Annotated in this window: 15 protein-coding genes and 1 pseudogene; 7 read left to right on the top strand and 9 right to left on the bottom strand. The window is 47.9% G+C overall.

The window, feature by feature from the left end; translation table 11 throughout:
* Positions 1–105: 105 nt before the first annotated feature.
* The 5 genes from Q9O24_11590 to Q9O24_11610 all read right to left on the bottom strand — a co-directional run bounded on the left by Q9O24_11590 (position 106) and on the right by Q9O24_11610 (position 2,845).
* Positions 106–510, bottom strand: coding sequence for a hypothetical protein (locus Q9O24_11590; GenBank protein ID MDQ7075767.1), 405 nt, complete (start codon positions 508–510; stop codon positions 106–108).
* A gap of 340 nt (positions 511–850) precedes the next feature.
* Positions 851–1,309: a glutathione S-transferase domain-containing protein gene (locus Q9O24_11595; protein MDQ7075768.1), complete on the bottom strand. Its 459-nt coding sequence runs from the start codon at positions 1,307–1,309 to the stop codon at positions 851–853.
* A complete protein-coding gene (locus tag Q9O24_11600) occupies positions 1,290–2,045 on the bottom strand; it encodes a transposase (protein MDQ7075769.1) in 756 nt (251 codons plus the stop codon). The genes Q9O24_11595 and Q9O24_11600 overlap by 20 nt, the downstream gene beginning before the upstream one ends.
* Complete coding sequence (locus Q9O24_11605; GenBank protein ID MDQ7075770.1) at positions 1,949–2,491, bottom strand: hypothetical protein; 543 nt, start codon at positions 2,489–2,491, stop codon at positions 1,949–1,951. The genes Q9O24_11600 and Q9O24_11605 overlap by 97 nt, the downstream gene beginning before the upstream one ends.
* 63 nt (positions 2,492–2,554) lie before the next feature.
* On the bottom strand, positions 2,555–2,845 hold the full coding sequence (locus Q9O24_11610) for a glutathione S-transferase N-terminal domain-containing protein (protein MDQ7075771.1): 291 nt from the start codon (positions 2,843–2,845) through the stop codon (positions 2,555–2,557).
* Between the two features lie 388 nt (positions 2,846–3,233).
* Here Q9O24_11610 and Q9O24_11615 point away from each other — a divergent pair, with 388 nt between their 5' ends.
* On the top strand, positions 3,234–4,103 hold the full coding sequence (locus Q9O24_11615; GenBank protein ID MDQ7075772.1) for an MYG1 family protein: 870 nt from the start codon (positions 3,234–3,236) through the stop codon (positions 4,101–4,103).
* A 113-nt stretch (positions 4,104–4,216) separates the two neighbouring features.
* Here the strand turns inward: Q9O24_11615 and rdgC are convergent, their stop codons facing one another.
* Positions 4,217–5,131 (bottom strand): recombination-associated protein RdgC, encoded by a 915-nt coding sequence (gene rdgC / locus Q9O24_11620; GenBank protein ID MDQ7075773.1) that lies wholly within the window; start codon positions 5,129–5,131, stop codon positions 4,217–4,219.
* A gap of 140 nt (positions 5,132–5,271) precedes the next feature.
* On the opposite strand from rdgC, the gene Q9O24_11625 reads away from it, so the two are divergent.
* The 6 genes and pseudogenes from Q9O24_11625 (at position 5,272) to Q9O24_11650 (ending at position 11,347) form a co-directional block, all read left to right on the top strand.
* A complete protein-coding gene (locus Q9O24_11625) occupies positions 5,272–5,661 on the top strand; it encodes a hypothetical protein (protein ID MDQ7075774.1) in 390 nt (129 codons plus the stop codon).
* 22 nt (positions 5,662–5,683) lie between these two features.
* Positions 5,684–5,908: an RND transporter gene (locus tag Q9O24_11630; GenBank protein MDQ7075775.1), complete on the top strand. Its 225-nt coding sequence runs from the start codon at positions 5,684–5,686 to the stop codon at positions 5,906–5,908.
* 205 nt (positions 5,909–6,113) lie between these two features.
* Complete coding sequence (locus tag Q9O24_11635) at positions 6,114–6,704, top strand: hypothetical protein (protein MDQ7075776.1); 591 nt, start codon at positions 6,114–6,116, stop codon at positions 6,702–6,704.
* A gap of 77 nt (positions 6,705–6,781) precedes the next feature.
* Positions 6,782–8,683, top strand: a complete 1,902-nt coding sequence (locus Q9O24_11640) for a hypothetical protein (protein ID MDQ7075777.1) — start codon at positions 6,782–6,784, stop codon at positions 8,681–8,683.
* A gap of 160 nt (positions 8,684–8,843) precedes the next feature.
* Entirely contained in the window at positions 8,844–9,419 is a 576-nt protein-coding gene (locus Q9O24_11645; GenBank protein ID MDQ7075778.1) for a response regulator, read from the top strand.
* Between the two features lie 36 nt (positions 9,420–9,455).
* A pseudogene (locus Q9O24_11650) lies at positions 9,456–11,347 on the top strand (ATP-binding cassette domain-containing protein).
* A 3-nt stretch (positions 11,348–11,350) separates the two neighbouring features.
* On the opposite strand, the gene Q9O24_11655 reads toward Q9O24_11650, so the two are convergent.
* The 3 genes from Q9O24_11655 to Q9O24_11665 all read right to left on the bottom strand — a co-directional run bounded on the left by Q9O24_11655 (position 11,351) and on the right by Q9O24_11665 (position 14,349).
* Positions 11,351–11,779: a group II truncated hemoglobin gene (locus tag Q9O24_11655; GenBank protein ID MDQ7075779.1), complete on the bottom strand. Its 429-nt coding sequence runs from the start codon at positions 11,777–11,779 to the stop codon at positions 11,351–11,353.
* Positions 11,780–11,880: 101 nt separating this feature from the next.
* Positions 11,881–13,830, bottom strand: coding sequence for a DUF4105 domain-containing protein (locus Q9O24_11660; GenBank protein ID MDQ7075780.1), 1,950 nt, complete (start codon positions 13,828–13,830; stop codon positions 11,881–11,883).
* Between the two features lie 21 nt (positions 13,831–13,851).
* Positions 13,852–14,349, bottom strand: a complete 498-nt coding sequence (locus Q9O24_11665; protein ID MDQ7075781.1) for a DUF3015 family protein — start codon at positions 14,347–14,349, stop codon at positions 13,852–13,854.
* Between the last annotated feature and the right edge of the window lie 4 nt (positions 14,350–14,353).

The following is a 14,353-nucleotide window of genomic DNA, read 5'->3' on the forward strand; positions in this document are numbered from 1 at the left end:
GTAAAACCGATTCTACTATGGATTCCACGGGCGGCCTTCTTTGATTGTCGTTTTTTGAGAACTCTATTTTCTCGGAATCCGCCTGTGGTTCCTATCTTTTTCTCTCTAAAACTGTCCGAAGTATTGCAAGCTAATGTTATTGTCATTCGTTGCTGAACGGTGCTCATCTTTGTAAATGTAATAATAATTAAAAAAATTATCTTTTTTATCTGAGTAAGCACCATGAACCCCAGCGCCACTCTCATTCCACTCGACCAAATTTCGATTATCGCTGTTGATGGCAAGAGCATCTGTTGTTGGGTTGTTGAAATAGAACAGATCAATTGTATGGTTTTTTGATGGAGATATGTTGGCTGTGACCGCATTGCTGTAGGTGGTTCGTGAGCCGTCAGCGGGTGTACCCTCTGCAATTATTTTACCCGTCCCATAAAACAGTGATTGACGACCAAGTTTTAAGTCTACGCTAATATCAAATGGTTTCTTTATATTTACATACAGTTCATCAAACACCCATTCCCCTGGTGCTTCCCAGCCATTGAATGTGTTCGGTTTTGATCTGTCGTAATGGCGAAACTCATTTGATACTCTGGCTTTAATTTCGGTTTTTTTGCTAAAGGTGTATTTCCCCCAAAATTGAGAGCGAATTTGAGAGTAAAGTTATTTTGTTATGGTTGCGCCATTATTGCGTCCGATATCAACTGGAATGTTTTTTGGATTGTTCAGTTGAAAACGAATCTCCCCTCCAAAATTCCAAGGATTTGGGCGTGTGTTGATATCGCCAGCCAGTGCATCCAAGGCACCGGATATAAGTATGGCGATGCTAAGGAGCCGGTTGCTTTTCATGCTTGTTTTAAAGGGAAAGAAATTGAGTGCTAAGATAACCACTGGTATTTCTGGTGTATTCCATAAAAAGCTCGTCGAAGTTATCTACGACTGAATTTTTGACCGATGCCCGTTTTAAACTGTGCTCGCTCCAGTAGGCCAATCGTTTGCTTAATAGATTTAACGCATAGACTTGGTCAACTAATTTAAGTCGAGAAAATATAGGGGCATACGCAGTATCCACTAGCGAAAAATTCCTACCAGAAAAATAAGGGCCATCAGCATCAATGGCTTTTTCTACCTGAGAAAATTGTTCGGCTACCTTATTTTTTAACTCAAAAAATTCTTTTTCATCTTTCACATACAGCATTGCAAACATGTTCATGGTGATGTCTGATGCAAATTCTGTCCATGAGCGATGGTTGGCTTTTTCAAGTAACTCTTTGGGGTCAATACTTCGGACAGTTTTAAACCTGAATAGCCCCATACTCACTCAGCTCATGGTAAACCGCCTCGACTTTTTGACAAGATCTCTCCAAACCTAACTTGTCAAAAAGTATTTTCATCAAATATTGATTGAATTTCTTGCGTCGCCACGAGGCAATCGAAATCACCGAAGGCTCAGGGTTGTTTTTGTCCTTACGGTCTTCCAGCTTCAATAAATTCAGTGCGGTGAACGAGGCATTAATATGAGTTTGAATGGCCTCTGAGCAACGCGCTTGGCAATCCATTAAACCCGTATGTTGCTTGGCTTCACGAAACAAAAATTCAATCTGAAAACGAGCGGTGTAATATTCGACAATCTTTTCTGGAGCCAACTCCGAATCCGTAGAAAACAGCAGAGCCGAACGGACTTTTGTCTTCTGCTCCCATCGCAGCAGCACCACACGGATTTTCCGTTTGAAACAACACGAGTGAACCACGGCGCTGTAAATCGATACCCCCTTATCCATTACGCCACACGCATCAAAACGGGACAGCTCCGTTTGGAAATTGACTTTACCATCGTACGTTTTAGGACGTCCTTTGCCACCGTACTCGCCCTCAAAATACCAGCTTAGGTTGGCATCTGAACGCAGCTTTCCAATCAGGTGTAAGTCATCTGAACAGACCGCATCGACAAACTTCACCTTGCTGTAGTAGGCGTCTGCGGTAAGGTAGCGAATGCCTTGCGCTTGAAGATCACAGGCAAGGTCACAAACCTGTTTCGCGTAGCAGTCCACTCGGCTCTCACCCTCTTTCTGTTCCGAGTCCAACGTTTGGCGAGCCTCCAGCGCGTAAGCGGTTCGACTTTGAAGATCAATTCGGCAAACCAACGACAACTCCAACCCCACCATGGCTTGCCCCAAAGCGCCGTTGTAAAACCAACCCAACCCTGCTGTTTTCTGACCACTTTTTTCATAAAGCTGGCATCAATGGCGGCAATTTGATCGTGCTTTTGTGGCAGCTCTTTTTGAAGTAGGCGTCTGTTGAATTGTGCAAAATCAAATGAACGTCGAAACCAACGCGACAGACGTTTTTCATGCAACGAACTGTAACGACTCAAATTACGAAAAGTGGCTTTCCCTTGAAAAACCATCAATGCGGAAAACAGAGCTGAGAGAAAAAGACGTTGTGGTTTTTTAACACTGGACATGGAGAGTAAAACCGATTCTACTATGGATTCCACGGGCGGCCTTCTTTGATTGTCGTTTTTTGAGAACTCTATTTTCTCAGAATCCGTCTGTGGTTCCTATCTTTTTCTCTCTAAAACTGTCCGAAGTATTGTGGGGTGAAGGCTGGGGGCGTAACACTCTTCAAGGTATTCAGCGATCACCGCCGACTCGAAAACGACGGTATCTTGAACTCTGAGTACGGGTACTTTTCCTAAAGGTGAGACCTCTTGAAACCAGTCTGGCAAATCCTCCAGATCAACATAGGTTGTGTTATAAGCTACGTTTTTTTCGTTCAAAATGATGGCTGAACGTTGTACAAATGGACAAACTTTGAAGCTTATTAATTCAGGCAGTGATTTGGAGTCCATGATTTTCCTATGGGTTTGTTGCACATTGTTTTGTGAAGGAAGGGGTTATCATATAACCAATGCTTCACTATGGTAAGTAGTTACCAATTGGATAGTTATGGGATAAATGGTGTTTTATGAGTATGTATTTAATCGCTGAACAGAGCCATCATAAAGATAACGATTGGCTTCACTGTGTTTTGGTAAATGACGCAAAACCTGTCGATAGGTGATCTCCGCCGTGCTGCGATTTTCGGGATTTCCAACCAAAGAGGTGCTCTTGCCTGATAAACCCAGCCGTTCAGATTCGTTTGTTGTTACAAATCAGCTGTTGTTGTTGATGCTCTTCATGTAATGTTCGCCCTAAATTTTCCCAGCACACGCAAGCTCAATTGGTGACACAGAACCTATGAATGACAAAACGATAGCAACCCACAACGGTAATTTTCACGCAGATGATGTGTTCAGTATCGCTGCATTTAGGCTCCTATTCCCCTCTTTTAAGCTCGTTCGCACCCGAGATTTAGAGCGGATCGCCAAGGCGGATATTGTGGTTGATGTCGGTGGTGAATATGATCCAGAGACGGGGCGTTTTGATCATCATCAGCGCGGTGGTGCTGGTGAGCGCGAAAATGGAATTCCTTACTCTTCGTTTGGTTTGATTTGGCAGAAGTACGGTTTAGAGCTGTGTGAAGGCAATCAAAAGGTGGCCAATGCCATTGATGCCGGTCTGGTCTCAACGATTGATGCCATTGATTGTGGTCATGTCGAAGGTGTTTCTGAAGGCATTAGCCTAAGCCAAACCATCGGTATGTTTAACCCAACGTGGCAAGAAAAGAGTCACTTTGACAGCTGCTTTGATGAGGCGGTCGAGTTTGCTTCGCGGGTTTTAACCCGCTTTATTGCTTCGGCTAACGGTGGCATCAGTGCAAAAGAGATTGTGGCCAAAGCGATTGATCATGCCGAGGATCCAAGGGTGATTGTGTTGGAAAAATACACGCCGTGGAAAAGAACGGTTCAGGCACTGTCTAAAGAAGCCCTCTACATGGTTTATCCTTCTCATACGGGACAGTGGAGAGTTCAAGCCGTACCTGTTGAGTTGGGTTCATTTGAAAATAGAAAATCGTTGCCCACACCGTGGGCGGGTTTAGCCGATAAAGAGCTGCAAGAGATAACGGGGCTTGGGGATGCGATGTTCTGCCATAACGGTCTGTTTATCGCGGGTGCAGAGTCTTTTGAGAGTGCGATGAAAATGGCCTCTATGGCGCTTGAGGCGTAGAGAAAATCTCCCAAGTCCTAACTTCGCTGTAAATCTTGAAGAACAGACGTTTTTCTCCCCTCTTCAATGGAAGAGGGGGTGGGAGATGTGTTCTTCAGTGTGTAATTTCGTTACTAAGCTAAAGAATTTGCCTCACCACCAAAGGCCTCCAGCAACTCCTTTAACAACTTCTCCAGCTCACTGGACATCAATTTAAAATCCGCCTCGAAATTCAACAAAGGATCATCGTCGGTTTCGATCTCATCCCGTTCGTCTTGCAGCAGCTCCAGAAAACGCAGCCGTTTGATGCTGAACTCATCGTCAAAGACAAAAGAGAGGCGATCACGCCAATTTAGACCCAACTTGACTACGGTTTTACCAGCCTGAATATGGCCTTGAATCTCAGGGTCAGAAAGCGGTTGTTGGCGACAGCGGACAATGCCGCCGTTTTCCTGTGGTGAGTGCAGTTCGCACTCCTCTTCCAAGGTGAACTCAGGCGGCTGGGAGTCGTCGCTGAGCCAGTGGGTCATCACCGTGCCCGGTGGATTTGTCAGCACAGGGCTGGCGATGGGCAAAGAACCGAGGGATTTGCGCAGCAGTTCGGTAAGGGCTTCGGCGTTTTTCTGACTGGCGCTGTTGATGATCAGCCAGCCGCTGCGAGGGTTGAGGTAAGCGTGAAAGGTACTGCGACGGCTAAAGGCGCGTGGGCGCAGCTCAAACAGCACCTCTTCTTTAAGGGCTTCACGCTCCGCCTTGCGTGGGCGGCGTTGCAGTTTTTCTTGCAGGCTTTCGAGGCGTTCGGCCAGATGCTCGTTGACCACCGAGGCGGGCAAAATTTTCTCTTCTTTATGGGCAGCGATCATCAGTCGTCCGCTTTGCTCCAGCACCAGATCATCGTGACCGCCGACGGGATTTGTCCAGCCCCAGCGTTCCGGTTCTTGGGGGCTACAGGGTTGAAAACGCTGTTTCTCTAACGATTCGCGCAGCTCGACGGCGCTCTGTGTAAAGGGTTCGGTGAGGCGAAAAAGGTACAGGTTTTTAAACCACATAAAGGTAGGCCAGAAGAGTGAAAAGGGGCGTTATTATGGCGAGCTTGCGAGGGCTTGTCACCTCATGAAGTGGGTTCGACCTGTTTGAGAAAGCCTGTTAGGCTTGTGCCTATTTTTGGGTATGCTCAAGGGGTAACAGAGTGACTGAAAACGGCGCAAAAAAGCTGTTGTCGATTGTGGAGCTGGGTGGTTACGCCAACTGCGTGGCGCTTTATAAACAGGTCGGTTTTGAAGTCACAGAGCTGTTCAGTATGCGTAAAGCGTTTGCCTATTTGAAAAAAAATCGCCCAGCGGTGGTGATAGCGGAGTTTAACTTTCAGTCGGATTTCCGTGATCGTACCAGCAGCTTGGAATCCTTGATGGCGGTTTTGCAACGGATGCCGGAGACAAAAATCGTGGTCTTTTATGATCGTGAACAGGCGCATCAATTGGAAAAACTCAGCAGCCGTTTTCCACTGTTGGCGACCTTAACCTACCCCTTAGATACGGCGCAGTTGCAAAACACACTGCAAGAAATAATCAATCAATAATACGTTAAGAGGAGATGTTGTGATGTTGAAGTTTATCGATAAATTGCCTTGGGTAATGTTAATTGTCGGCACGATTTTTTTGGGTTCAGCGCCCTTTGTACCCGAACCGCATTTGGTGGAAAAACTGCGCATGTTGTTTGAGGGCAGTTTGAGCAAACCGATGGATATTTTTGATCTATTTTTGCACGCTTCGATGCCGACGTTGTTGATTGTAAAAACTTCGCGTTATTTTCTTAATAAGGCTTAATGATGTTGAACCCATTTAGAGGGGGATTGGCTCTGTTGCTGTTGTTGATGAACAGCGGCAGTTTTGCCATTGATCCACGTCTGGATTGGTTCACGCTTGAGAGCGCGCATTTTCGGCTGCATTTTGCCGCTGGTTATGAAAAAAGCGCACGCAAAACCCTCAAGATCGCTGAAGCGGTACATAAAAAATTGTCGCTACAATTTCTGTGGCAGCCGCTAGAAAAACGCCGTTGGTGCTCAGTGATGAGAGCGACAGCTCAAACGGCTACGTTAATCCTTTCCCCTACAATCGCACGGTTTTATGGCTGGCCAAGCCGGACAGCGTCAACAGTTTGGAAGAGTATAAAAACTGGTTTGAATTGCTGTTGATCCATGAATACACCCATGTATTGCATCTGGATCGGGTCGATGCCGCTCCTCAATTTCTGCGTACTCTGTTTGGTCGTCATGAATTGTTGTTTCCCAACCGTCTGCAACCGGCTTGGTTTACTGAGGGGTTGGCGACGTGGATTGAGACCGATAGAGAAAAAGGCGTTGGCCGAGGTCAGTCCAGTTATTACGCCATGTTGATGCGCATGGAAGTGGAGCAAGGAGTTAAACCGCTGTCACAGGTCAATCTGCCGATTCGCAGTTGGCCAGCCGGAACCACCCGTTATCTTTATGGGGTGCATTTTTTTCAATTTATTGAAGAGAAATACAGTGCCAAGGTGGTGCAGAAGTGGATTGATCTGTACAGCAAAAATCTTATTCCGTTTAAAATCAATGCCACGACGAAAAATTATTTGGTAAAAGTTTAATCGCCCTCTGGTCTGAATTTGAGCTTTATTTGCAACGGCGTTACCAACCGAAAATAAATAAAATTAAGCAGGCTGGTGTGATAAAAGGCGTGCCGCTGACCTTGGGTGGTGGTCAGACTCGTCAGATTCGGGCGTTGGGTGATGAGGTTTATTATCTGCGTGAGAATGATGTGCAACCATCGGCGTTGATGCGTTGGAGTGTGGCGGAGGGGCATCAGATGATCCGCCGAGTCAATCGTGGTTCACGGCTGGATCTGCATCCCTCTGCGGGCATCTTATTGATGCAGCCGGAGATCTGTGATGAGTACGCACGTTATTTTGACCTCTATCGCATTGATCCTGTTTCAGGTGATGAGCGTCGTTTGACTCACTGTCAACGTTATCGTCAAGCCAGCTGGAGCGCCGATGGACAACAGATTGTGGCGGTGCAGTTGCAAGGTGAGCTGAATCGTCTGTTGTTGCTGGACAGCGAGGGGCAAAACCCAGAGCTGCTGTGGCAGGATGAGGATCGGGTGATTGGCCCATTGGATTGGTCGCCGCGTGAACGTCGTTTGGTGGCAGCGGTACAGCGTGACGGTGTCGGCTGGAATCTGGAGTGGTTTGATTTTCAGAGCCGCCGTTGGTCTGCGTTGACAGCGGATGATGAGGTGGAGACGGAGCCGCAATTTAGCCCCGATGGGCGTTCGCTGCTGTTCTCCTCGGAGCACGGTGGGGTGTACAACCTGCGTCGATTGAACGTGGCGAGCGGCGAGATGACGACCTTAACGAATTTGCTAGGGGGTGGGTTTAGCCCCAGTGAAGGGGCAAACGGTACGCTCTATTATTCAGCTTTTGGAGCAGCGGGTTTTGACCTGTTTCAATTGGCAAAACCTCAGCCGTTGGCACACCACTCTTTTTCAGAGGGGTCTCTGGGCGGCACAAGCCACCCTACTCAGTGGAGCGAGGTCTCTGTTGGTGCGCTTAAACCGTATTCGGCATTGAACAGCCTAAAACCCCGCTGGTGGTTTCCCTCTTGGTTGTTCACAGCGCAGCGCAGTGAGGTGGGTTTTTCCACTTCGGCCAGAGATGTTTTGGATCGTCATCGTTACGATTTGGAGCTGGTTACGGATCTGAGCGTAGGTGGTTTGAACGGTTCACTTTCGTACGCTTATGAAAATTGGTTGACGCTCGCTTTGTCTCGAAGCCAGCAGTTTGAATTTGATTTACAAGGTGTGTTGCAACGGGTGCCTGTTGAGCGTTTTCAACTGGTCTTGAATCGTGCGCATACAACCGTACAGCGTCGCTGGAATACGCTGTTGAGCTTAACCCGTCAGTGGCAACCTGATGAGAGCGAGAATTCGTTGGGGGTGGCGTTGCTGTTCAATAACAGCGGTCGTCAGCGGCGTTCGGTGAGTCTTAATGATGGCCGTCAGGTGCGTCTGTTAGCAGAGAGTGGTTCACTTCTGGGCGGTGATCAAGAGGGCGAGGCGTTTTTGCTTGATTGGCGCGAATACCTGCGTTTGGGAGATCAGCAGGTATTGGCGTTGCGTTACCTGCAAGGCGTGGCGGATTCTGCTGCAAAGCCGTTTCAGTTGGGTGGTGAAGGTGATTTGAGCCTGTTATCGCTGTCGTCCTCAGATGGCCTTTTTAATCGGCGACGTTATCCTTTACGCGGGTATGCGGAAGGTCTGTTGCAGTTGCAGGGTGAGCAGATTCGTTTGCTGAGTGCGGAGTGGCGTTTTCCATTACGACGCATTGAGCGGGGCATTATGGTTCCGCCGGTGGGCGTGCAGCAACTGTCAGGTCTGTTATTTGCTGAGGCAGGAGCGGCGTGGTCGGCAGCGGATCTGCCGGAGTATCATCGAACGCTGGGTGCGGAGCTGAAGGCCGATCTGAACTTGTTTTACGGTCTGGATTTTGTTTTGCGCTTGGGGTTGGCAGAGGGTCTGGATGCGGGCGGCGGTACGCGAGCGTATTTGGCATTCGATTCGGCTTTTTAGACCAAGGTCAATTTTTTGTCCTAATTGTTACAATAGTCACATGCTTTTGCGATACAATGACAGATTGGGCAGAATCTTACTCTTGTTAAGATTCTTTTTCGTGGTTAGGCTTTAGTATACGTTTATTCAATTTGAATGGAACGACTAAGGGAGAATGCAAGTGCGTCGAGCGTTGACGACGGGTGAAGTCGCAAAATATTGTGGAGTCCACTTTCGAACGGTAATCCGTTGGGTGGAGCGTGGGTACATCAAAGCGTATAAATTGCTCGGACGAGGCGATCATCGTATTTTGGTGGAAGATTTTATTGAGTTCCTGAAAAGCAACGATATGCCGGTGCCGGAGGCGTTTCAGTCCAATCGTCGCCGTGTCTTGGTGGTGGAAGACGATCCCGTTACCGCCAGCATCATTGAAAAATTGCTGAAAAATTCCGGTTTTGCCACCGCCATTGCCAGCGATGGGTTTTTGGCCGGTGCGATGCTGGGTGTTTTTACCCCTGCGGTGATGACGTTGGATCTGAGCATGCCCGGCCTGAACGGTTTTGATGTCTTGCAACACATCAAGAAAGAAGCCACCTTATCGCGTTTGAAGGTGCTGGTGGTGACCGCTGCCACAGATGATGATGAGATTCAAAAAGCGCTGGATGCCGGTGCCAACGATGTGATCAGCAAACCTTTTGATCATAAATTGTTGGTTGAAAAGGTCAAACAGTTGGTGGATCTGCCCACAGATCGCTAATCGCTAAGCCGCTGTGAGCTTGTTACACTGCGCGCCATGTTAACTTTCAAAGATCTTTCTCTGCGGCGCGGTTCGCGCCTTCTGCTCGATAAAAGCAATCTTACCGTGCATCCGGGCCAGCGGGTCGGGATGATCGGTGCCAATGGGGTGGGTAAATCCTCTCTTTTCGCTCTGATTCGTCAGAAAATTCAGCTCGATGAGGGCGAGATGGGGCTGCCCAAAGAGTGGGTTATCGCTTCGGTGGCACAAGAGACCCCTGCCTTAACGACCGCTGCGATTGAATACGTTTTGGATGGCGATCTGGAGCTGCGGCGCACCCAAGAGGCGATTGCCAAGGCGGAAGCCGTTGATGACGGTTCTAAGCTGGCGCATCTGCACGGCCATCTGGAAGCCATTGGCGGTTACGAAGCCCCCGTTCGAGCGGCGCGTCTGCTGCATGGTTTGGGGTTTAACAACGCCCAAGAGCAGTTGGCGGTGGACACGTTTTCGGGTGGCTGGCGGATGCGGCTTAATCTGGCGCAGGCCTTGATGTGCCGCTCGGATCTGCTGCTGTTGGATGAACCTACCAATCATTTGGATTTGGATGCGGTGCTCTGGCTGGAGGAGTGGTTGCTGGCTTATCAAGGCACGCTGCTGTTGATCTCCCATGATCGGGATTTTCTGGATCGAGTGGTTAGCCACATTGTGCATCTGGAGCAGGCGCAACTGGTGCTTTACCGTGGCAATTATTCCGCGTTTGAACGTCTGCGCGCAGAGAAACTGGCGCAACAGCAGGCCTCGTTTGAGCGTCAACAGCGCGAACGGGCGCACATGCAGAGTTTTGTTGAGCGTTTTCGTGCCAAAGCGAGCAAAGCCAAACAGGCGCAAAGTCGCTTAAAAGCCTTGGGTCGTCTGGAGGAGATCAGTGCTGCCCATGTGGATTCTCCGTTCCACTTTCAATTTCGTCCGGCGCAGAACATCCCGCACCCTCTGTTGAGTCTGGATCGCGTTTCCGTTGGCTACGCGGATAAACCCATTTTGAATCAGGTTTCGTTCTCGCTGCTGCCAGGGCGCGCATCGGTCTTTTAGGTCCTAATGGGGCGGGTAAATCGACCCTGATCAAGCTGCTGGCCGGTGAGCTGGAAGGGCTTTCCGGTGATCTGCAACGGGCAAAAACCTTGCGTATCGGTTATTTTGCTCAGCATCAACTGGAGCAACTCAACGGCAACGACACGCCTTTGGAGCATCTGCAGGCCTTGGACAGAACGGCTTCTGAATCAGAGCTGCGCGATTATTTAGGCGGTTTTGGTTTTGTTGGCGATCAGGCGATTCAGGTCGTTGCGCCTTTTTCGGGTGGTGAAAAAGCCCGTTTGGTGTTGGCGTTGTTGGTCTATCAACGGCCTAATTTATTGCTTTTAGATGAGCCGACCAACCATCTGGATCTGGAGATGCGTCATGCTTTGAGTTTGGCGCTGCAAGGCTTCGAAGGGGTGATGATTGTGGTCTCTCATGATCGTCACCTGTTGCGCAGCGTTTGTGATGAGCTGTGGCTGGTGGCTGAGGGTAAATTGGAGCCTTTTTCTGATTCTTTGGAAGAGTACCCCAAATGGTTGGCGGAGCAACGCAAGCGCCAAACAGAGCTGCAAAGCGGCCAAAAAGTAGGTGCCGATGATCGTAAAATCCGCCGTCAGCAACAGGCGGAAAAACGCAAACAGTTGCAACCGCTGCGCAATAAACTCAAAAAAGCCGAGCAGGTGTTGGATAAATTACAGGACGAAAACAGCGCATTGGAAGTGCTGTTGGCCGATCCGGCTGTTTATGAGGCCAGTGCCAAAGCGGAGTTGAAAACCCGTTTGGCAGAACAAGCAAGTCTCAGTCAGGCTTTGGAGCAGGCTGAAGAGCTGTGGTTGGGGATCAGCGAAGAGTTGGAGCTGTTGGAGGCGGATTAGGTTTTAGTGTACTGGGCAGCCGAAGGAGACGTTTTGCTCTGTGGAGCTGATCTCTTGGTTGCGTAAGTGGTTGGCCATGTCGTTCAAGGCCTGCATTAGCTCGGTCTGCAAAAGGACCGATATGGGCAGTTTTTTAGCGGCTTTTTCGGCGCAGAGCAGCCATTGGTCTCGTTCTGAGTTGCCGATACTTAGGTGATGGTGTCTGCGCCGCATTCGGGGTGGGCCAAAGGCTTCCATGTAAAGCGAGGGGCCACCTAACATGCCGCTTAAAAAAAGAAACAATCGTTCTTGGGTGTGAGAGAGGTCTTTGGCGTGCAGGTTACGGATGGGCTGAACTTCGAGTAGACATTGCATAAAGGTGTAGAGCTGCTCAACAAATTCTTGTAGAACGGGCTCTCCACCGAGCCGTGCGTAGAGGCTTTGAGGGATCATGGTTGATGTTCCTGTTGCAAGTTGTGCTTATCATAAAGTGGCTTATGGGAAGTCTGCATTGATATTGGTCAGTTTTTTAGTATTGGCTTCAAACACGTTGACTACCAGTAGAGGCTGAGGGCAGTGGTGATGTTGTTTGTATTGTTGTGTTGTTCGTAGTCGAGCCTTAAATCCCATTCACGGCTGTTACCAAAGCGATTTTGCCACTGCCACTCATTATCAGATGATCTTTTGCCATTTCCATCATAGGATGAGCGCAATATGAATTGGCTTTTCCAATGTGAATTTATTGACATGAGCAAGCCGAGATAGGGAGTGAGGTGCAGGCGTGTTTGTGCGGTTTGATGAGTGCTGAAGGTAAGGTCAGTCATGGCGTAAACGATGAGGTGTTCTCCCCATTTTGTTGCTTTACCCATCCCCATTTGCAGATTCAGTTTAGGACAGAAAGAGCAATCATTACCTTGATTATCGGCAAAAAAGCGGGCTTTCCAAGCCCAGCCGCCGTCTTTTTCCAGACCGCTTTGAGAGACGTTTAAATTTTGAATGTGAAAAAAATCGAGTCTCTGAAAGACAAGTTGTTCTTTTTTTAGTGTCAACTCCAGCTCTAAGGTGGTCAGTTGGGTGCTGGGCAGTCTGCCTGCTTCCAGATTAAGCAGATCGTAATAAGAGAGGCGGGTGGTGAGGTTTAGGTTGGCTGCCTGTTGGGCTGATTGTTGAATGCCGAGTCGTAGCATCAGCGGCAGTGACGCTGAGGTGGGTGGTTGTACTGAAAAGGTCGGCGTGTCGGCAATTGAGACGGCTCTGAGTTGAATGCGATGCAGTAAAAGGCGCTGTTTTTTATTTTTAATCTCTTCTTTGTCATCGTTATCCAACAGTCTAAAAGCGTAATAATCCAATAGGCTATCAATGATGTTTATCTGCTCTGCTTCAGTCAACGTGTTCAGTTGAGTTAGAGAAAAGTCAGGGTCGTTGGCAATCACTGTGAGCTGACTTTTTTGCTCTTCTGAGAGGTGTTGATAACGTTGTTGAAACTGGCTTTGTCGTGATGGAATGTAACGAATCTCTTTTACCAGTGGTTGATGTTTTTTGGTTGTTGAATTTAATCGGTTGAAGAGGTCAATGGGTAAAGCCCAGATAGGTGAGTTGGATTTCAGCGGTTGATCAATGACCAGCTCTAAAAGGTCTGCCATAGCGTAAGCGCAGTTTTTGTTTAAAAAATAATATTGGAACTTCGCTCCAAGCAGCTCCCAAGCGTGGTAAACCAGTTGATTGACCTGCGCTTGAGTTAGGTTGAGACGGTATTCCCAGAGATCGCGCAGCTCATTTTCAATGTAGATGTGGTTTTGGCGATAAAAAACATCGTCTGAAAAGCTGGCATCGTAGCCACCAAAAAGCCCTTTTAAAACATAAATTAGGCCGCTCTCTCCTTTAGGAACAATCGCGCCGTAATTTAGACTTTTATCCAGTAATTCAACGTGTTTTTTTCCATTTTTTTGTTGGTTGAATTTGAGTAAAACGTGACCGTAAAAAGAGGCGGGATTGCTAAAGTAGCCCGTTGCAAATATCAGGCTTATTGATTTTATATTGCCTTGTTGTTTAAATTGATCGAATTTAGGGCAAACGATTGGGCTCTTTTTTGGCCAGTCGAGCTGTTTTTTTAGCCAGTGGTAACGAGCAATAAATCGACATGCAGGGGCTGGTTTGTTTGGTTCTGGTATTGCAAAAAAAGCGTGTAACGTTGCAATCAGTTCTGCTTTTGGGTCACGGCTTCCCTGCGGGGATAGAAAGAAATTTCTGGATGTGATCTCGCTTTTGAATGAAGAGAAAAGTGTGTGGGTTTTGGGGAAATGTAACAGCGCAAGCCAGTATGGATCTGAGGCGAGGTTATTTTTTAGGGCGTGTTGAATAAGTTTGTTTTGCAGCTGAGGTGGGGTGCTGTTTGCGGTTGTGATTGAGTTATAAAACAGCGTAAAAATAAAAAGAGTTATCTTTAGAAGTCGTTGTATATAGAAAAAAAAGCCTACGTCGATGGTAGGCTTTTTCGGGGGCATCAGTTTAGGTTCTGCTGGATTTTAAGAGAGATTGCACTGAGTGGCGTAGTTCTGTTTAATCGTTGCATTGACCAGATTGTAATAGCCTTCTGCTTTAGCAACGGTTGCTTGAGTGCTGTATTGCGTGTTGTTTAATGTGTTGCTGAAGCGGTTGCGTACCGAATGAATAATGCCGGTATGGCTGCTTTGATCACAACCGAGAATATCCAACATGGCGTGAAGATGTTTGCCATCACCCTTGACGGTTTGCTCTTCTAGGTTGGCGTAAGTATGGGTAATGAATTTTGCAGCAGCGACTTTTTGACCTTCACACATCTCTTTTGACATGCCCGATGAGGTCAATGCGGTGGTGCCTAAATCCCAGATGATATTGGAGATAATGGCTCCGACGGGAACATCGGTAAAAATCATGGCACCGATGCCGCAATCACGCCAAGGGTTTAAATCTTTGGCGAAACTGACGTTAGAGAGACCGAGACTGAGCAGCAAAACAGCAAGCAGTTTTTTTGATAAGCGCATTATT

Source organism: Gammaproteobacteria bacterium, from assembly GCA_030949385.1.
Lineage (GTDB): Bacteria > Pseudomonadota > Gammaproteobacteria > JAUZRS01 > JAUZRS01 > JAUZRS01.